We start from the raw sequence: 18,245 nt of genomic DNA on the forward strand, positions 1-18,245 counted from the left end.
CCCGGCTTACTGGCCGAAGCCGGGGGCGGCGGCACGCGCGATGGCTTCGCGGGCAGCGGCGAGCAACGCGCCCGCCTTGGCCTCGCATTCGCGTTGCTCATAGGCGGGATCGCTGTCGGCGACGATGCCGGCGCCGGCCTGCACGTGCATCACCCCGTCCTTGACCACAGCGGTGCGCAGCACGATGCACGAATCCATCGACCCGTCGGGCGAGAAATAGCCGACGCAGCCGGCATAGGCGCCGCGCTGTTCGGGCTCCAGCTCGGCGATGATCTGGCAAGCGCGGACCTTGGGCGCGCCCGAGACGGTGCCGGCGGGGAAGCCGGCGAACAGCGCGTCGAGCGCATCCTTGCCCGGCGCGAGGCCGCCGACGACGTTCGACACGATGTGCATGACGTGGCTGTAGAATTCCACCGTATAGCTGTCGGTGACGCGCACCGTGCCGGGCGCGGCCGCGCGCCCGACATCGTTGCGGCCGAGATCGAGCAGCATGAGGTGTTCGGCGCGTTCCTTTGGATCGGCGAGCAACTCGGCGCGATTGGCTTCGTCCTCGGCTGCCGTTTTGCCGCGCGGGCGGGTGCCGGCGATCGGGCGGATCGTCACCTCGCCGTCGCGGACGCGGACGAGGATCTCGGGGCTTGATCCGGTCAGCGCGAAGCCGGGCAGATCGAGGTGATAGAGGAAGGGCGACGGGTTGATCCGGCGCAGCGAACGGTAGAGCTCGAATGGCGGCAACGCGAACGGCGCGGTGAAGCGTTGCGCGAGGACGACCTGAAAGATGTCGCCGGCGAGGATATAATCCTTCGCGGCGAGCACCATCTCGCGATAGCGCGCGGGATCGAGCGTGGGCGTGTAATCGACCGGCACCTCGTCCGCCTGGACCGGCGGCGGGAGCGTGGCAGCGGCGAGGCGCGCGGCGACGGCGTCGATACGATCGGCGGCCGCATCGACCAAGGCACTGGGCGCGGCATCGCCGGGCCAGACCGGCGCGACGAGGAACAGCGCATCGGCGAGGCGATCGAAGATCAGGATCACCGTCGGGCGCACGAACATCATGTCGGGCAGGCCGAGCGGATCGGCGGCGGGACGATCGAGCTGCTCGACGAGGCCGACCGTCTCATAGCCGAAATAGCCGACCAGACAGGCCAAGGCGCGGGGCAGCGCCTCGGGCACGTCCATCCGGCAGCGCGCGACGAGGCTGCGCAGCGCAGCGAGGCTCGGCTCGGCGCACGGCGCGAAGGCGGCGCGATCGGTGAGCCAGTGGGGATTGATTTCGGCCGTTTCGCCCTGGGCGCGGAACACGAGATCGGGCGCGAGGCCGATCAGGCTGTGGCGGCCGCGGGTCGCGCCGCCCTCGACCGATTCGAGCAGGAAATCGCCGCGTCCCGGCTCGATCAGCTTGAGCGCGGCGGCGACCGGCGTTTCGGTGTCGGCGACCTCGCGGCGCCAGACCAGTGCCGGGCGCCCGTCGGCGAGCGCCGCGAGTGCGGCATCGCGTCCCTCGATCATCGCCGCGTCAGGGCTGATCGCCGGCCGCGCCGAGCAATTGCTGACGGACCTTGGCGATCGCCGCCTCATTGCGGGTGACGCCTACCGCCTTGCGCACCGCGGCGGCGAATTCCTCGGCATATTCGCGGCCGACGAACTGGCCGAGATCGCGGCGCGTCGCGTTCACCACATCGGGCTTGTCGCTGGCGTCGCCGCGATCGATCGTGTCGGTATAGACGATCAGCCAGCCGGCGTTGTTGGGCGCTTCGAGCAGCTTGGCCTGCTTGGCCGGCGTGCTGAACATCAGCGCCAGCGGCGGCGGCGCGCCCTGCGGATTGGCGGCGAGCTGCGCGCGCGTCGCATGGACCGGCTGGATCGCCTGGTTCGCCGGCAGCTTGGCTTCGGTGAAGGCCTGCGCGATCGGCGTGCCCTTATTGACCTTGGCGACGATCTCCGTGGCGATCTTGTGCGCGGCCTGATCGGCGCGATCGGTGGTGAAATCCTTCGCCACGCGATCCTTGATCTTGTCGAGCGGCTGCGGCGCGGCGGCGATCACATTGCCCAGCGCGGCGACCGCGAACGCGCCGTCCTGGCCGACCTGAACGAGCTCGGGCGTATCGCCCTGCTGCGCGTCGAAGCCGGACTGCACGATCTGCGTGAGCCGGGGATCGGGGCGGCTCGCCGGATCGGTCGGGTCGATGCCCTGCTGCGTGACCGGGCCGGTCTGCTGCGCGTTGAGCTTCTGATCGGCGACGACTTCGTCGAAGGTCGCGCCGCTGGTCAGCGCGTCATCGATCTTGTCGTGGATCTGGCCGAGCAGATCGTTGGTCTTCTGCTGCGTGATCTCTTTGGCGAGCACGTCGTGCGCCTGGGCGAGCGTCTTGCCCGGATCCTGGGTGATCTTCTCGACCCGCGCGACGCTGTAGCCGAAGCCGGTCTTGATCGGGCCGATCACATCGCCCTGCTTGGCGGCGAACGCGGCATTGGCGAGATCGGCCGAGGTCTGTTTGGCGAAATCGGCCTTGGTGACGTCGCTCGCGGTCGAGGCTTCGAGCCCGGCGGCCTTGGCGGCGGCGTCGAGCGAGGTGCCGGCCTTGACCTTCTTGGCGAGCGCGTCGGCAGCGGCTTGATCGGCGATGACGACCTGCTTCACCGTGCGCTTCTCGACCGGCGCGAAACGCGCGGCCTGTGCCTTGTAGGCCTGGGCGATCTCGGCGTCGGTCGGCGCGGCCTCAGCCTTCACCGCATCGGGCGTGACGATCGCGTAGCGGATCACGCGGCGTTCGGGGACGGTGTAGCGATCGATATGATGCTGATACCAGGTCGCCAGTTCCTTGTCGGTCGGCGCGGGGCCGGCGGGCATCTGCGAGGTCGGCACGAAGCCGATCGAGCCGGTGCGCTTTTCGAGCAGCAGCGAGGCATAGGGTTTTGCCAGCTTCGGCGGCACCTGATTGGCGCCAGCCGTCGGGCTGGTCAGCATCTGCGCATAGAGGCTCTGCTCGATCTGGGTGCGCACCGCGGCATCGGTGAGGCGCTGCTGCTGGAGCAATTGCTGGTAGAGCGCGGGATCGAACTTGCCATTGGGGCCCTGCAGCGCGGGGCTGCTGGCGATCTGGCCGTCGATCGCCTTCTTGCTCACCGCCATGCCCTGCGATTGCGCATATTTTTGGAATGCCAGCGCGTTGATCAGGCGCTCGACCGAGGCATCGAACCCGCCGCCTTGAACATATTCGGCCATCGTCAGCTGCGGATTCTGCTGGCGATAGGCGTTGTATTCGTCCTGCACCGTGGTCTTGAGATCATTGGCGCTGATCGTCGTCTTGCCGACCGTCGCGATCGTGTCCCCGCTGGCGGCCGGGCCGCCGCCGCCGAAATTGGTGATGCCGCCCGCGGCGAAAGCGAGCGCGATCAGCACCAGCGCGATCAGGGTGACGACCACCCCGACCTTGGAATGGGTGAGACGACGGAGGAAGGAAAGCATGGCACCCGTTCTGTCAGGACTAAAGCGCGCCTGCTTTAGGGGGGCGGGCGCGTTGCATCAAGCGTGTGCGCACGCGCTGCCTGGTTTGAGAATGGCTGCCGCTTTTGCGGTGCCGGCGTGCGCCGCCCGGCGATCCAAGAGACGATCCTGATTGAGCGGAGGAGCGGGCTGGTGCGGCTTCCAAACCGACTCTAAAGCAGGCGGCAACGATATAAATCAGGGAAGGCATGGCATGACGCGGCGCAAGCTGGTGGTGGGCAATTGGAAAATGAACGGGCTGAAGCGCGATCTCGGCGAAGTGCGCGCGATCGGCGCGGCGGCGGCGGCGCATCCGGGCGTCGATGTCGCCTTGTGCCCGCCGTTCACGCTGATCGCCGATGCGGTGGCGGCATCGCCGGGGCTGGTGATCGGCGCGCAGGATTGCCACGCCGCCGATTCGGGGCCGCATACCGGGAATATCTCGGCGCCGATGCTGGTCGAGGCCGGCGCGCGGACGGTGATCGTCGGGCATAGCGAGCGCCGCGCCGACCAGTTCGAGACCAGCCAGGACGCCTGGGCCAAGGCCGCCGCCGCGCATCGGCACGGCCTCCACGTCATCGTCTGCTGCGGCGAGACCGAGGCCGAGCACGACGCCGGCCGCGCCGAGCGCGTCGTCCAGGCGCAGATCGAGAAATCGGTGCCCGACGAGGCGGCACCCGACTGGTTCACGCTGGCTTACGAGCCGCGCTGGGCGATCGGCACGGGCCGCACGCCGTCGATCGAGGCGATCAACGCGATGCACGCGATCGCGCGCGCCAAGCTGAAGCAGCTGGTCGGCGGGGAGGCCGCGCGCGGCATCCGCATCCTCTACGGCGGATCGGTGACGGGCGCGAACGCGGGCGACATCTTCGCCGCGAGCGACGTCGACGGCGGCCTGATCGGCGGCGCGAGCCTGACCGCGGCGAAGTTCGTGCCGATCATCGAGGCGGCCGCCGCGCTGGGGTGAAGTGGAGAAAGTGGAGAGCCTGGCGGGGTTTTGCGAGTCTTGCGCCAGGAACGCGCCAGCGAAGCGACGTGTTCGCTGCACCCACGCGACTGTGGCGCGACACCCTCGCGCCGGTTGGGACCCAAGGCGCGACGGCGGGGCGGCAGGTTTGCGATCGAGGTTATACATTTATCAAAGAGCGGTCGCCCAAGCGGACGCGACGGTGTCTCAAACATTTTCCAACATTGGAAGACTCGGCAGGTTTCGCCTCAATTGCCGACGCAGGCAACGCTCAAAGGCGCTCCCGGAACCAATCGTCAGGCGAGCCGCGGCTAAACAGCCCGCAATTCGTTTAGTCTTTTACGAGCGATCCAGTCGCGCGCTTGTTCGAGAAAAGTCGAGATTGAACCATCGCTATTGTGAGTGGTAAAACCGCCAGCATCACGCATCAACGGGTGGGGGGTAGGATCATTTACTTCGCAGAGAATATTCGCTGCATCCAAGTCATTCATCATGATATTAAGACAGATAGCCAATGCACGATGCTGACCACGAAGTTCTTGCTCATCTGGTAACTCGGCGAGCATCGACCTCAGAGAGGTGTTTTGCAGCACCGTCTGTGCTCGCCGGTTGCTCCAATCCAAAATCTCGGCTGCGAGCAGCTCAACTTCGCTTGCGACGAGGGCAATAGGTTCGTCTATGGACGGGGGACGCAGCACCCATGCACCCGACGCACGAAATGAAAGTGGCAGTGCTTCGTTTCCGCTTAAACCGACAACATCCCAGAACAATGGGTCCAAAGCCATCGGTTTGACCATCATGCGGACGATCGCGCCGCGCTCCCAAAGGAGCGACGGCATCACGTTGATGAACCAATCGCCTTTTTGACGAAAGATTTCCCCGCGAGCAAAACGCCAACCCGTGTGACGAGCCTTGGCTTTAAGAGCGGCATCAAAGTCCTTGCCGCGTTGCTTCACCGATCTCTGCTGTTCCCGCGTCAACTTGGCGGGCCATGCTGGGAGATTGCTCATAAAACTGACCTGCCATGATCAGCGACCGCTTTCCACAGTTTCCGCTCGAGAGCCGCCTATCGCAAAACCACCCATAGCGGACTTCGCGTATTCGTCACCGCGCCGTGGCCGGGTCTCGCTTTCGTGCTTGCCGAGGATGGAAGAAGAAGCGGGATCCCGGCTCAAGGACGGGATGACGAGGGGACGAGGGGCCGGTTTATCGGGATCGTCTGGCTCGGCCGCGGCGCTCATCCGTAGCGCTTCTCCAGCATCGCCCAGGCGGCGCGGAGGCCGTAGGCGTCGCCGCCCTTGGGGCGGGCGGGCTTGGGTGTCGGGCGCCAGGCGAAGGTATCGAGATGCGCCCATAGCGTGTCCTGCGGCACGAAACGGCGGAGGAACAAGGCCGCCGTCACCGCGCCGGCGAAGCCGCCGTCGGGGGCGTTGACCATGTCGGCGATGTCGGACTTGAGCATCTCGTCATAGCCGTCCCACAGCGGCATCCGCCATAGCGGGTCATGGACTTGAGCGCCGGCGTCGATCAGCGCGGTGGCGAGCGCGTCGTCGTTGACGAAGGTCGCGGGCAGATCGGGGCCGAGCGCGACGCGCGCCGCGCCTGTGAGCGTCGCGAAATCGAGGATCAGCTCGGGATCGGACTCGCCGGCCCTGGTCAGCGCGTCGCCGAGGATCAGGCGGCCCTCGGCATCGGTATTGGTGTTTTCGACCGTCAGCCCCTTGCGCGAGCGGAGCACGTCGCCGGGGCGGAAGGCGTTACCGGCGATCGCGTTTTCGACCGCAGGAACAAGCAGATGGAGGCGGACCTTGAGGCCCGATGCCATGATGAGGCCGGCCAGCGCGATGGCGTGCGCGGCGCCGCCCATATCCTTCTTCATCAGCCGCATCCCGGCGGCGGGCTTGATGTCGAGACCGCCCGAATCGAACACCACGCCCTTGCCGACGATCGCGACGCGTGGGTGATCGGGCTTGCCCCATTCGAGCTCGATCAGCCTCGGCTCGCGGCCCTTGGCCGCAGCCTGACCGACCGCCTGGATCATCGGATAGCCCTGCGCGAGCGCGTCGCCGCGGGTGACGGTGAGCGTCGCGTGGTGCGCCTTGGCCAAGGCCTCGACCTCGGCCTCGAGCTCGGCGGGACCGAGGTCGCCGGCGCCGGTATCGACCAGATCGCGGACCTTGGCGGTCGCAGTGGCAAGGCGGACGGTCGGCTCGATCGCGCCGGGATTGCTCGTCAGCAGGACGCGCGGGGCATCGTCCTCGGCCTTGCGGTAGCGGGTGAAGCGATGCTGCGCGAGCAGCCAGCCGAGCGCGGCCGGGCCGGGATCGCCCGCGGCGAGGCGATAGGTGCCTTCGGGCAGCGCGGTGGCGCGCGAGGCGATCTTCCACGGCGAGCCGTCGGGCTCGTCGCAGACCAGCAGGGCGGACCAGTCATCGGGCTTGTCGCCGGGCAGGATCGCGGCATTGCCGGGCTTGCCGGTAAGGCGATTGGCGGCGACGATCGCGCGGACACGCTCGGGCTGGGCGGCGAGCCAGTCGGCCCAGGCGTCGGGATGGACGACGTGGAGCGTCCGGGCAGGCTGGCCCTTGTCGGGCTGGAGAAGCGCGGTGAAATCGGTCATCGGATCAGCTCGCGGGCATGACGAGGAATTGTTCGTAGCGACCATTGTCGCCCGGCTCGGCATAAGTGACAATCTCGAGCGTCCGGTCCGGATAGGTGACCTTGTAGTTGCGGTTGACGAAGCCGCCGCGCAGCCGTGGGCCGCGGGTCGCCTCGAACGCGGTCGGCTCGCCGAGCTTCGACAGGCTCGATTGATAATCGCCCAGCGCGGTCGGGGTGAAATAGTAATTGGCATCGGCGGTCATCAGCGATCGATCGAGCTGGCCGGAGCGGAGCTGGTCGAACACCTTGCGCGCCTCGGCGGTATGCGTAGCCTCGCTATCGTCGGATGTGGCGGCGAGTTGCGGCAGGATGACGTCCGAAATGCCCTTGCCCATGGTGAACACCGCATCGGAGAAATCGCTGTTGGTCAGCACGACCACGGCGGCTTTCTGATCGGGATAGACGATGTTTTCCGACAGGAAGCCGACCGCCTCGCCATTATGCTCGATATAGGGCACGCCGGTCTTGGTCTTGCCGATTTCGACGCCGAGGCCGTAGCCGGTATCCTTGCCGTCGGCGAGGATGATCGGGGTTTCCTGCGCCTGCCAGTCGTCGGCGGGGAGCAATGTGCGGTCGATCCGGGCGATGTCCCATCGGGCGAGGTCGGTGGGCGTCATCGCCAGCTCGCCGGCGGCATAGAGCCAGCCCGGCGCGGCGGGCGCCTCCGGCCGGACGGGGCCGAGCGCATAGCGGTGATAGGGAGTGGGGTAGCCCTTGCCGATCGCCTTGTCCTGATCGATCGGGTGCATGTCGAGCGGGGTGAAGATGTTCTTCCGGAGGAAATCGAGCAGCTTCATGCCCGACACCTTCTCGACGATCATCCCGGCGACGACATAGCCGGTGTTCGAATATTGCCATTGCGTGCCCGGCGCGAAATCGAGCGGCTTCCTGGCCCAGCGATCGACGATCTGCTGCGGTGTCGTGGGGTGTTCCATCGCGGCGAAGCTGTAATCCTGCGGCCAGTAATCCTGCAGTCCCGAGGTGTGGCTGAGCAACTGGCGGATGGTGATCGTGTCGCCGTCGGTGATGCCGGGGATATATTTGGAGACGGTATCGTCGAGGCTCAACTTGCCCTGATCCTCGAGCAGCAGGATCGCGGCGGCGGTGAATTGCTTGGAGATCGAGGCGATCTGATAGGGGACGTCGGTGCGGGCTTGCGGAATCGCGTCGGACTGTTTGCCATAGGCCTTGGCGTAAACGATCTTGCCGCCCTGCACGACCGCGATCGAGGCGGACGGGACGCCGGTATCGGCCAGCGTGTTGGTGACGAGCGTATCGATCGCTTCGGTCTGCGTCGGTGTCAGCGCCTGGGCGAGCGCGCCGGTGGCGGTGGTCGCCGCCAACGCGGCGGCGGCAAGGGCGAAGCGGCGGAATGGCGTCACGAAGGGCTCCCGTTCGGATAATGGCGCCAGCATGCCGAGCGAGGGCGGGCGCTGACAATGATTTTCTTGCGGCGACGTGAAATATCGGCGCGATGGGGCAGCGATTCTGTCTCGGTTCGGTCCTAATTGCGGGCGACGGCGATTTGCAGTAAATTGGCTGTAACGATGCTGCAACAGACCGGCATCGCCAAGGAGAGGCTATGGCAGACGTGGTTCGTGGAGACCACAAGGCGCTGGCGAGCGGCGGGCGGCGGATTGCGTCGATCGCGCATCCGCTGGGAGCCCGGAGTGAGCATTGTGCACGCTGCAACGACAGCGGTAGCGTATGGATCGTCTGCCCCGACGCCGGCGCGGTGAAGGTGCCGTGCGAATGCCGGCAACGGCGCCGCGAAAGCTATCATATCGGTCTTGCCGACGTCGGTGCCGCGGCGGTGTTCGCCGGCGGGTGCGCGGCGCTGCTCATGCTGCTTTGAACCGGTAGCGGCGGGCGTTGGCGCCTAAACCTCCTCGGCCGCGCGGCGTTCGACCGAATCGAGGATACGTGCGCCGGCCATGAACACCGCGACCGGGCAGACCGCGAACAGCAGCTTGCCCTCGAACCCCGGATATTGCTGCATATAGTGCACCCCCCGCTCGACCGCGCCGAGGCCGAGTGCGTAGATCACCATGAAGGCTTCGAATTTGGTTTTGATGACGAACAGGCGAGCGAGCTTGGTCAACATGCCAAATGGTTAAGCAAGACGTGCGCCAACGGCGGAAATCCGCGATTTCCGGGTTAAGGAGCGTGGTTAACTGTCAAATAACCCGACACAATCCATCGTCTCGAGCAGCGCCTGATGCGCGCGCTCGATCGCGCCGACCAGCGCGGGATCGGCAATCGCGGTGGCGTCGATCGTTTCGGGCCAATGCGCCTCGACGACCGCGGCAAGCGCGTCGAGGCGCGGTTCATCGACCAGGAAACGCGGATCGATCGTCGCGGGATCGGCGACGACGCGCAGCCGCAAGCAGGCGGGGCCGCCGCCGTTGGCCATCGATTCGCGGACGTCGACCACCTCGAGCCGGCGGATCGGGCCGTTGCCGGCGACATGCTCCTGCAGCCAGGCCCAGACTCGCGGATTGTCCCGCGCTTCGCCTGGAAGGATCAGCGCCATGCTGGCATCGGGCAGCGTCACCAATTGCGCGTTGAACAGATAGGAGGAGACGGCGTCGGCCAGGCTGACACGATCGGCCGGCACTTCGACGATCTCGACCTCGGGCAGGCGCGCGCGCAGGGCGGTGAAGAAGCGGGCCTTGTCGGCGAAGGCCTGTTCGTGCGCGAACAGCACGCGGCCGTTGGCGACCGCGACCACATCATTGTGGAAGGCGCCGGCGGCGATCGCTTCGGGGTTCTGCTCGACGAACAGCACGGTGGCGGGATCGAGATCGTGCGCGCGGGCGACGGCCTCGCTGGCCTCGCGGTGCTGGCGCGCGGGGAAGGGGCCGCCGGAGACGCCGTAGACGAACACCTCGACCCCGGGGCTGGCGTGATCGCGGGCGAGGCGCATGTGGTTGGCGGCGCCCTCGTCGCCGAACGGGGCGGGGACGGGGGCGTGCACCGCGAAGGCGGCGTCGGCGAAGATGGTGCGAAGCTGCGCCAGCGTATCGGGCCATTCGTGGCTGCGGTGCGGCATCGTCACGAGATTGGCGACCGTCAGGTGGCAGCGGCCGTCGACCGTATCGGGCGCGGGCGAGACCGTCGCGGCATTGGCGGCCCACATCGACGAGGCGGAGAGCGCCTGCGCCTGCAGGTGCGGCGCCGCCTCGGCATAGCTGGTGGCGAGGCTTGCCAGCCAGCGGTGATCGGGGCGCGGCGGCGGCAGGAGGATGCCTTGCGCGAGGCCGAGGCGGACGTTGGCGCGCATCTTGGCGAGGCCCTGCAACGCCGCGGCGCGCGGGCGGGAAACCTTGCCGGCGTTGTTGGTCGCGGCGAGATTGCCGAGGCTGAGCCCGGCATAATTGTGGCTCGGGCCGACCAGGCCGTCGAAATTGATCTCGGTAAGCATCAGGCGCGGCCCGTGTAGCTGATCGTCGCGCCGTCGCCGATGCCGAGCGCCTTGGCACAGGGCACGTCGAGCACCACGCGATCGCCATCGAGCCGGCGGATATTGCCATAGGCACAGCGGAAATCGCGCAGGTGGCCGGTCGCGACCAGCGACGCCTCGCCGCCGTCGTGATCGGTGGCGAGGATCGTTGCGTCGTGCGCCTCGCGGATCGTGCGGACATTGTCGGTGCGCGCGGTCATCGTCGGGCCGCCATCGAAGATGTCGATGTAGTTTTCGAAGCGGAAACCTTCCTTTTCGAGCATCCGCATCGCCGCGCGGCCCGAGGGATGGGGCAGGCCGATGACGTGACGCGCGCTTTCGGTGAGCATCGCGGTGTAGATCGGGTGCTTAGGCATCAGATCGGCGATGAACTGGTTGCCATGAGTGGCGTTGAACTGGTCGGCATCCTGGAAGTTCATGCCGAAGAAGCGTCCCGCCAGGCCGTCCCAGAAAGGCGAACCACCGGCCTCGTCGATCACCCCGCGCAGCTCGGCGAGGATGCGATCAGCGAAGCGGGCGCGGTGGGCGCGGATGAACAGATAGCGGCTGCGGGCGAGGAGAAGGCCGAGGCCGCCGGCGCGCTCACCGGGATGGAGGAACAGGCCGCCGACTTCACTCGATCCTTCAAGATCGGTCGACAAGCTCAACATATCGGCTCGAAAAGTGCGATCCAGCTCCGCGGAATGCTGGGTCAGCGTGCCGAGGCGATAGCTGTAGAAGGGCCATTTCTGGCCGACCTGGGTGAAAATCTGGCAGGTGCCGCGAACCTCCTTCGTCTGGGTGTTCTCCAGCACCAGGACGAACAGATCGTCGGCGAGCGTATCGTCGGTGCGATCGAAGCAGGCGTGGCTGCGATCGAGCTTGGCCTTCAGCGAATCGCGATCGGGCGGCAGATTGGTGAAGCCGCCGCCGGTCAGCTTGGCCATTTCGTAGAGCGCCTGCAGATCCTCGTCACGGGCGGGGCGGATGCGGAACGTCATGCGTGGCCTTTCTCGGCGATGCGAAGGATGGTGAGCGCCGACAGCGCGGCGCGCTCGGCAAGGCTGTCGACGAGGAGGAACTCGTCGGCTGAGTGGATCGCGCCGCCGCGCACGCCCATCGTGTCGACCACCGGCACGCCGGCGGCGGCGATGTTGTTGCCGTCGCATACCCCGCCAGTCGCGCGCCAGGCAATGTCGAGGCCGAGATCCGCGCCCGATCGCTTGACGAGATCGAACAAGGCGGCGGCGCCGGGATCGATCGGCTTGGGCGGGCGATTGAAGCCGCCGTGAATGGCGACCTGGACGTCGCGTTCGGTTGAGACGGTGTGACAGGTTCGTTCGATATAGGCTTGAGCACGATCGATTTCGTTCTGCGATTGCGGACGAAAATTGACCCTGAGCACGGCATTGTCGGGGACGACGTTGTTGGGGCCGCCGCCATCGATCCGGGCGGGATTGACCGAGAGCGTCGGCGACCGGGCTTCGGTGAGGCGCAGTGCGATCTCGGCCGCAGCGACGATCGCGTTGCGGCCGTCATCGGGATTGCGGCCGGCATGCGCGCTCTTGCCGGTGACGACGATCGAGAAATTGCCGGTGCCGCCGCGCGCGCCGGCGAGCGTGCCGTCGGGCAAGGCCGGCTCGTAGGTCAGCGCCGCGACCTTGCCGCGAGCGGCGCGAGCGAGCAGGGAAGCGGAAGAGAAGGAGCCGGTTTCCTCATCGGAATTGATGACGATTTCATAGCCAAGGCGCGCGGCGAGCGGGCTGGTTTCGACGGCTTTCAGCGCCGCGAGCATGACCGCGAGGCCGCCCTTCATATCGGCGACGCCGGGGCCGTTCAGCGTGTTGTCGTCGATCCAGCGCTGCTCCTGAAAGGGATGATCGACGGGGTAGACGGTGTCCATATGGCCGGTGAACAGCATCTGCACCGGCGCCTCCGGACGGACCGTGAGATGGAGGTGCTTGCCATGGCCGAGCGGCTCGACGCGGCCGGCGGGCGTGACGCGTTCGACGGGATCTGGCGCGACCATTTCCAACGTGCCGGGGAGCGTGCCGAAAGCCTGCGAAAGTGCCTCGGAAGTGCGCACCAGGCCTTCGAAGTTGGCAGTGCCGCTGTTGATCGCCGCCCAGGCCCGCACGGATTCGAGCATCGGGATGTCGCCGATGTGCGCGATCGTGTCGCGTTCGATGGGGGTCATTTCAGTCATGCGACCAGTTACCTGATTCTGAAGCTCGTGCCATAAGAGTCGTCATGCTGAACTTGGTTCAGCATCCATGGTGCAACGCCGACCGGCGTACTCGACGGTGATGAAGCACCATGGACCCTGAAACAAGTTCAGGGTGACGATGCGTGTGAGGCGAGCTCCGATTCCCCTTAGCCGGCCGGAAAGCGCGACGGTGAGAACCGTGGGCGGGTTCAGGAGGCGCGGCGGATCGAGCGGGAGGCGGGCTGGCTGATACGTTCGAGATTGAAATTGCGGGCGAATTCGATCCCCGCCTTGCCGCCCTTGGCCCATCGCAGCTTGGCCGGAAACATCTCGTCGTCGAGCAATTCGATCAGCAGATCGAGGCCGACCGCCTGGCCGTCGATCTCGATGCCGTCGATCATCGCGCCCGTCGACGAGATGTTGCGAATGCGCACTTCGCCAACTTCGCCGCCGATCTCGATCCGGGCCGAGCGCAGCATCGACACGCGCGGGCTGCGGCTGACCTTGTAGCCGCTGGCGGTGGCGTGGCCGCCGGCGGCGTGGAGTTGCTCGATCACGTCCTCGGAACGCGCCGCCTTGCCGTAGACATAGCCCTGGATATGGCTGCAGCCCAATTCGCGGATCAGCGCGATCTCGTCCTGCACCTCGACGCCCTCGGCGGTGGTTTCCATGCCCAGCGTATCGGCGAGCGTGACGATCGCCTTGATGATCGCGGCGTTGCGGGTGCCGGGCTGGATCGCGCCGCGGACGAACGACTGATCGATCTTGATCTTGTCGAACGGCGCTTTCTTCAAATAACCGAGCGAGGAATAGCCGGTGCCGAAATCATCGAGTGCGAGGCGGACGCCGAGCCGCTTCAATGCCTTGAACATCGCTTCCGACTGGGCGTCGTCGTTGACGAACACGCTTTCGGTGATCTCCAGCTCGAGCCGGCGCGGACTGATCCCTGATTTGGCGAGCGCGCTGGTGATGATGCCGGGCAGCGCCGGGTTGGCGAACTGGATCGGCGAGACATTCACCGCGACGCGGACATTCTCGGGCCAGCGCGATGCTTCCATGCAGGCGGTGCGCAACACCCATTCGCCAATCGCCTCGACCAGGCCGCAATCCTCGGCGACCGGGATGAAATCGGCGGGCGAGACGCTGCCGCGTGTCGGGTGATCCCAGCGCAGCAGGGCTTCATAGCCGACGATGCGCTCGTCGGCGGTCGACACGACCGGCTGGTAGGCGACGTGGAACTGATCGGCGGCCAGCGCGTGGCGCAGATCGTCTTCAAGCTGCTTGCGGGTCTGCGCGCCGCGCAGCAGCTCGGAACGGAAGAAGCGGTGGATGCCGCGGCCATCGGCCTTGGCGGCATAGAGCGCGAGATCGGCGTTGCGCACCAGCGATTCGGAATCTTCCCCATCATCGGGCGCCAGCGCGATGCCGAGCGAGCAACCGATCGAAATCGACGCGCCATCGATGAAATAGGGCTGCGACAGCGACTCGATGATGCGCTTGGCAAGCTCGCTCAACTGGTCGCGGTTCGAGCGATCGGGCAACACCACCTCGAACTCGTCGCCGCCGAGCCGGCCGACCAGGCCGTTATCGCCGACCGCGCGCAGCAACCGTTTGCCGACCTGTTGCAGCAGCAGATCGCCGGTCTGGTGGCCGAGCGTGTCATTGACCGCCTTGAAGCGATCGAGATCGAGCAGGAACAGCGCGGTCGGCGTATAGCGGCTGGCACCCTGCGCCAGCGCCTGATCGAGCGATTGCTTCATCCGCTGGCGGTTGGCGAGGCCGGTGAGATCGTCGAACAGCGCGAGACGGGTGATCTCTGCTTCCGATCGGCGCTTTTCGGTAAGATCGCTGCCCGAGCCGATGAAGCCGTGGAAACTGCCGCGTTCGTCGAATACCGGGCGGCCCGAAATCGACCACCAGCGATCCCTCTCCCCGGCGCCCGCCGCCTGTACCGAATGATCGGAGAAGGCGGTGCGCGAGGTGAGGTGGAAGCCGAGCGTCCGCTGGCTGGCGCATTCCTTCATGCAGAACAGCGCGGCAAGCGGCGCGCCGATCGGATCGGCGCCGGCGCCAAGCTGGCGGGCGACCTTTTCCGAAATATAGGTGAGGCGGCCCTGCCTGTCGGTCTGCCAGAACCAGCCCGAGCCATGCGCCTCGAATTCCTCGACCAGCCGGGCGGCGAGACGGCCGTCATTTTCGGCATGAGCGCGCGCCCGCGCGGCGCGATGATCGAGCAGCGCGAGGCGATAGGCGACGATCGCCAGCGCGAGCATGAACACGATGGCGATGCTGCTGGCGATGCCGATGCCCGAGAGCGAGATGGTGACGCCGACGATGCCGAGCGCGAAGCTGAGGATCGCGGCGCGGACCGCGTAGAGCGCGATCGCGGTGACGGCGATCGACCCGAACGCTGCGACGAAGCAGGCGAAGCGCCAGCGCTCGTCCGCCAGGCCGCTGGCGAGATGAGCGAGCCACAACAGGCTGACGACGAGCGCGGCGCTGGTCAGCGTCAGCGCGCGTGTCTGGATATGCGGCCGCCAACGCCGGGCGGCACCGAGGCGCAGGATGAAGAGGATGGCGACGCCGATCGCGGTGGCGATGCCGGCGTCGATCACGACCGGCAGCGCGAGCGGGGCGGGGCCGGCGATCGCCGCACCCCCGATCACCGCGATCAGCGCAACGAGCTGCGCGACCAGCGCGACCGACCAGCTCGCGCCGAGCTGATGCAGCGGGCCGCCATCCTCCGGCACGCCGCCGCGATGGTCCGCATCGGTGAGCGCGAACAGCGCAAGCAGGCCGGGCGGCGACTCGGCACGATCGAGGGGGCGGGGCGGCATGGGGGAGGGATTAGCCGCCAAGTCCTTTCCAAACCCTTGGCAAATCGCTTGCGCAATCTACGTAAGTGACACTGCAAGGGCGGGGACATTTCATGACATTGGTGCGCTGGATTCTGGTTATCCTGCTGTTTGCGATCGTGGCCGCGTGCCTGGCGATCACGATCGTCCCGCGGTTTCTGGACCGGGTTTATTATCGCGGGCCGGTGAGCGACCATTTCGACGGCCAGCGCTTTTTCAATCCCGGCCATGACGACACCGTCGCGCCGCCGACCGGAAACAGCCGCGGCGGTTTCCTGTGGCGATACATCACCAATCGCGACAAGCGGCCCGAATGGCCAAAGCAGGTGCCCGTCACGCCCGGCAAGCCGGCGGCGCGGGTCGAGGGCGAGGCGATGACGGTGACGTGGGTGGGCCACGCCAGCGTGCTGGTGCAGACTGAGGGCCTCAACATCCTGACCGATCCGGTGTGGAGCGAGAATGCCGGGCCGTTCGGCCTGGGCCCCAAGCGCGTGACCGAGCCGGGCGTGCGGTTCGACGACCTGCCCAGGATCGACCTCGTGCTGGTGAGCCACAATCATTACGATCACATGGATCTGGCGACGCTCAAGCGGCTGTGGGAACGCGACAAGCCGCTGATCGTCACCAGCCTGGGCAACGACGCGGTGATCGGCGAGGCGGGCGTGCCGGCCGAGGCACTCGACTGGGGCGGGCGAGTGACGGTGAAGCCCGGCGTCGATGTGGTGGTGACGCGCAGCCATCATTGGTCGAGCCGCTGGTTCACCGATCGCAACCGGGCGCTGTGGTCCGGCTTCGCGGTGACGATGCCGGGCGGCAATCTGTTCTATTCGGGCGATACCGGCGCGGGCGACCTGAGCTGGGTGGACGAGGCGCGGGCGCTGGGGCCGATCCGGCTGGCGCTGCTGCCGATCGGCGCGTTCCGCTTCGTGCCGGGGCAGATGGCGATCGGCAGCCATATCGGGCCGGTGGACGCGGTGGAGATATTCGAGCGGCTGGGCGCGGCGCGAGCGATTCCCGTGCATTGGGGGACGTTCCGCCTTTCCTACGAAGCCTATGACACGCCGCCCAGATTGCTCGATGCGACGATGAAATGCGCCGGGCTCGACCCGCAGCGCTTCGCGCCGGTGACGATCGGGGCGCCGGTTTCCGTGCCGCCCTATGCGCCGCCGCCGGCAGGGCCGGCGATCGACCGGGCGGCGCTGCTCAAATGCCTCGATACGCCGGCGGTGCGGGCGCTGAAATAAGCCGCGTCATGGCGAGCAGAGCAATCCAGTGTCCCGCGCGAGACACCGGATTGCTTCGTCGCTGCCCTCCTCGCCATGACGGGGGCGATCAGTGCAGCGTCGGCTTGGCCTCGTCGACACCCGCGGCGTGGATCGGCGCGCGGCCGGCGGCGAGCGCGAACAGGAACAGCACGACGTAGCAGGCGAGCGGCACCGCCAGCGCGGTGGCGTAATCGCTCATATCGGCGACCTTGCCGACCAGCAACGGCACCAGCGCGCCGCCGATGATCGAGGTGCACAGGAAGCCCGAGGTCGCTTCGGTGCTGGCGGTCGAGCGCTCGAGCGTCAGCGTGAAGATCACCGGGAACATGATCGAATTGAACAGACCGATACCGAGCGCCGCCCAGCCCGCCGGCACCCCGCGGGTCAGCACCACGAACAGGCAGAGCAGGGTGGCGATCGCGGCGTTGATCGCGAGCAGGCGATAGGCCTTGACCTGGGTAAGCAGCGCCGAGCCGATGAACCGCCCGATCATCGCGCCACCCCAATAGAGACTGACGTAGAAGCCGGCCTGTTGCAGCGGCATGGCCCAGATCGGCTTGCTGTTGAGGAACAGCGCCATCTGGCTGCCGATCGAGACCTCGGCACCGACATAAAGGAAGATGGCGAGGCCGCCGAGCAGCGCCCAGCGCGACGCGAACACCTGGCTCAGGGTCTCGCCGAAACCATGCGCGACGTCGAGCGGCGGCGCGGCCTCGGTGATGCGGCGGCGCATCAGCCAGATGAACCCGCCGAGCACCGCCAGCAGCACGGCGATAATCAGGAAGCTGGTGTTGATCGAGCCGAGGGCGGCGGTGCGCGCGGCGGGAGTCAGCGTTTCGCCCGGCTTCACGTCGATGCCGCGCAGCAGCAGGCTGGCGCCGAGCAGCGGGCCGAGCACCGTGCCGAACGAGTTGAACGCCTGGCTGAGGGTGAGGCGGAAATGGCTGCGCTCCGGCACGCCCAATGCGGCGGCGAGCGGGTTGGCGGCGACCTGCAGGATGGTGATCCCGCTGGCCATCACGAACAGGCCGATCAGCACGCCGGTGTAGGCGGCAGCGTCTGCCCCGGCGAGCATGATGAGGCAGGCGGCGACCATCATGGCGATCGCGAGGATGATCGAGGGCACCGCGCGCAGCCGCGAGACGAGGATCGCGGCGGGGATCGAGACTACGCCATAAGCGATGAAGAAAGCGAAGGTGGAGACCTGCGCCTCGACATTGGTGAGGCTGAAGATGCTCTTCACCGCGGCGACCAGCGGATCGACGATGGAGGTGATGAACCCCCAGGCGAAGAACAGGGTGGTGACGGCGGCGAATGCGGCGCCGGCCGACTTGGTGCGCTCCATCGGGTCTCCTCTCGCTT

Annotated in this window: 14 protein-coding genes; 3 read left to right on the forward strand and 11 right to left on the reverse strand. The window is 66.9% G+C overall.

Features of this window, described 5'->3' with window-relative positions; translation table 11 throughout:
- Positions 1-6: 6 nt before the first annotated feature.
- Together trpE and K7G81_RS16855 are read right to left on the reverse strand one after the other, a co-directional pair.
- A complete protein-coding gene (gene trpE / locus K7G81_RS16850; protein ID WP_223031996.1) occupies positions 7-1,509 on the reverse strand; it encodes an anthranilate synthase component I in 1,503 nt (500 codons plus the stop codon).
- A gap of 7 nt (positions 1,510-1,516) precedes the next feature.
- Complete coding sequence (locus K7G81_RS16855; RefSeq protein ID WP_223031997.1) at positions 1,517-3,469, reverse strand: peptidylprolyl isomerase; 1,953 nt, start codon at positions 3,467-3,469, stop codon at positions 1,517-1,519.
- Positions 3,470-3,701: 232 nt separating this feature from the next.
- On the opposite strand from K7G81_RS16855, the gene tpiA reads away from it, so the two are divergent.
- A complete protein-coding gene (tpiA, locus tag K7G81_RS16860) occupies positions 3,702-4,454 on the forward strand; it encodes a triose-phosphate isomerase (RefSeq protein ID WP_223031998.1) in 753 nt (250 codons plus the stop codon).
- A 311-nt stretch (positions 4,455-4,765) separates the two neighbouring features.
- Here the strand turns inward: tpiA and K7G81_RS16865 are convergent, their stop codons facing one another.
- The 3 genes from K7G81_RS16865 to K7G81_RS16875 all read right to left on the reverse strand — a co-directional run bounded on the left by K7G81_RS16865 (position 4,766) and on the right by K7G81_RS16875 (position 8,497).
- A complete protein-coding gene (locus tag K7G81_RS16865; RefSeq protein ID WP_223031999.1) occupies positions 4,766-5,410 on the reverse strand; it encodes a hypothetical protein in 645 nt (214 codons plus the stop codon).
- A gap of 281 nt (positions 5,411-5,691) precedes the next feature.
- A complete protein-coding gene (locus K7G81_RS16870) occupies positions 5,692-7,074 on the reverse strand; it encodes a leucyl aminopeptidase family protein (RefSeq protein WP_223032000.1) in 1,383 nt (460 codons plus the stop codon).
- Between the two features lie 4 nt (positions 7,075-7,078).
- A complete protein-coding gene (locus tag K7G81_RS16875; protein WP_369412139.1) occupies positions 7,079-8,497 on the reverse strand; it encodes a serine hydrolase domain-containing protein in 1,419 nt (472 codons plus the stop codon).
- A 200-nt stretch (positions 8,498-8,697) separates the two neighbouring features.
- Between K7G81_RS16875 and K7G81_RS16880 the strand changes: the two genes are divergently transcribed.
- Entirely contained in the window at positions 8,698-8,970 is a 273-nt protein-coding gene (locus tag K7G81_RS16880) for a hypothetical protein (RefSeq protein WP_223032002.1), read from the forward strand.
- Between the two features lie 24 nt (positions 8,971-8,994).
- Here the strand turns inward: K7G81_RS16880 and K7G81_RS16885 are convergent, their stop codons facing one another.
- From K7G81_RS16885 to K7G81_RS16905, 5 genes are all read right to left on the reverse strand, one after another.
- On the reverse strand, positions 8,995-9,219 hold the full coding sequence (locus K7G81_RS16885) for a hypothetical protein (RefSeq protein ID WP_223032003.1): 225 nt from the start codon (positions 9,217-9,219) through the stop codon (positions 8,995-8,997).
- A 66-nt stretch (positions 9,220-9,285) separates the two neighbouring features.
- Positions 9,286-10,542, reverse strand: a complete 1,257-nt coding sequence (locus K7G81_RS16890; RefSeq protein ID WP_223032030.1) for an N-succinylarginine dihydrolase — start codon at positions 10,540-10,542, stop codon at positions 9,286-9,288.
- On the reverse strand, positions 10,539-11,558 hold the full coding sequence (locus K7G81_RS16895) for an arginine N-succinyltransferase (RefSeq protein WP_223032004.1): 1,020 nt from the start codon (positions 11,556-11,558) through the stop codon (positions 10,539-10,541). Before K7G81_RS16895 ends, K7G81_RS16890 begins: the two co-directional genes overlap by 4 nt.
- Positions 11,555-12,763, reverse strand: a complete 1,209-nt coding sequence (locus K7G81_RS16900; RefSeq protein WP_223032005.1) for a hydrolase — start codon at positions 12,761-12,763, stop codon at positions 11,555-11,557. Before K7G81_RS16900 ends, K7G81_RS16895 begins: the two co-directional genes overlap by 4 nt.
- 209 nt (positions 12,764-12,972) lie before the next feature.
- The gene (locus tag K7G81_RS16905; RefSeq protein WP_223032006.1) at positions 12,973-15,600 is read right to left on the reverse strand and encodes an EAL domain-containing protein; all 2,628 of its coding nucleotides are present in this window, start codon (positions 15,598-15,600) and stop codon (positions 12,973-12,975) included.
- A gap of 92 nt (positions 15,601-15,692) precedes the next feature.
- Here K7G81_RS16905 and K7G81_RS16910 point away from each other — a divergent pair, with 92 nt between their 5' ends.
- Positions 15,693-16,862 carry an MBL fold metallo-hydrolase gene (locus K7G81_RS16910; protein ID WP_223032007.1) on the forward strand — a complete coding sequence of 390 codons (1,170 nt, stop codon included), beginning with the start codon at positions 15,693-15,695 and terminating at the stop codon, positions 16,860-16,862.
- An 88-nt stretch (positions 16,863-16,950) separates the two neighbouring features.
- On the opposite strand, the gene K7G81_RS16915 is transcribed toward K7G81_RS16910, so the two are convergent.
- The gene (locus K7G81_RS16915) at positions 16,951-18,228 is read right to left on the reverse strand and encodes a sugar MFS transporter (protein ID WP_223032008.1); all 1,278 of its coding nucleotides are present in this window, start codon (positions 18,226-18,228) and stop codon (positions 16,951-16,953) included.
- Between the last annotated feature and the right edge of the window lie 17 nt (positions 18,229-18,245).

Origin of the sequence: Hephaestia mangrovi (assembly GCF_019880555.1) — a bacterium.
GTDB lineage: Bacteria > Pseudomonadota > Alphaproteobacteria > Sphingomonadales > Sphingomonadaceae > Sphingomonas > Sphingomonas mangrovi.

Coding starts and splice junctions, on each gene's coding strand:
- trpE (WP_223031996.1), bottom strand. CDS start 1,509: ATGATCGAGGGACGCGATGCCGCACTCGCGGCGCTCGCCGACGGGCGC.
- K7G81_RS16855 (WP_223031997.1), bottom strand. CDS start 3,469: ATGCTTTCCTTCCTCCGTCGTCTCACCCATTCCAAGGTCGGGGTGGTC.
- tpiA (WP_223031998.1), top strand. CDS start 3,702: ATGACGCGGCGCAAGCTGGTGGTGGGCAATTGGAAAATGAACGGGCTG.
- K7G81_RS16870 (WP_223032000.1), bottom strand. CDS start 7,074: ATGACCGATTTCACCGCGCTTCTCCAGCCCGACAAGGGCCAGCCTGCC.
- K7G81_RS16880 (WP_223032002.1), top strand. CDS start 8,698: ATGGCAGACGTGGTTCGTGGAGACCACAAGGCGCTGGCGAGCGGCGGG.
- K7G81_RS16885 (WP_223032003.1), bottom strand. CDS start 9,219: ATGTTGACCAAGCTCGCTCGCCTGTTCGTCATCAAAACCAAATTCGAA.
- K7G81_RS16895 (WP_223032004.1), bottom strand. CDS start 11,558: ATGACGTTCCGCATCCGCCCCGCCCGTGACGAGGATCTGCAGGCGCTC.
- K7G81_RS16900 (WP_223032005.1), bottom strand. CDS start 12,763: ATGACTGAAATGACCCCCATCGAACGCGACACGATCGCGCACATCGGC.
- K7G81_RS16905 (WP_223032006.1), bottom strand. CDS start 15,600: ATGCCGCCCCGCCCCCTCGATCGTGCCGAGTCGCCGCCCGGCCTGCTT.
- K7G81_RS16910 (WP_223032007.1), top strand. CDS start 15,693: ATGACATTGGTGCGCTGGATTCTGGTTATCCTGCTGTTTGCGATCGTG.
- K7G81_RS16915 (WP_223032008.1), bottom strand. CDS start 18,228: ATGGAGCGCACCAAGTCGGCCGGCGCCGCATTCGCCGCCGTCACCACC.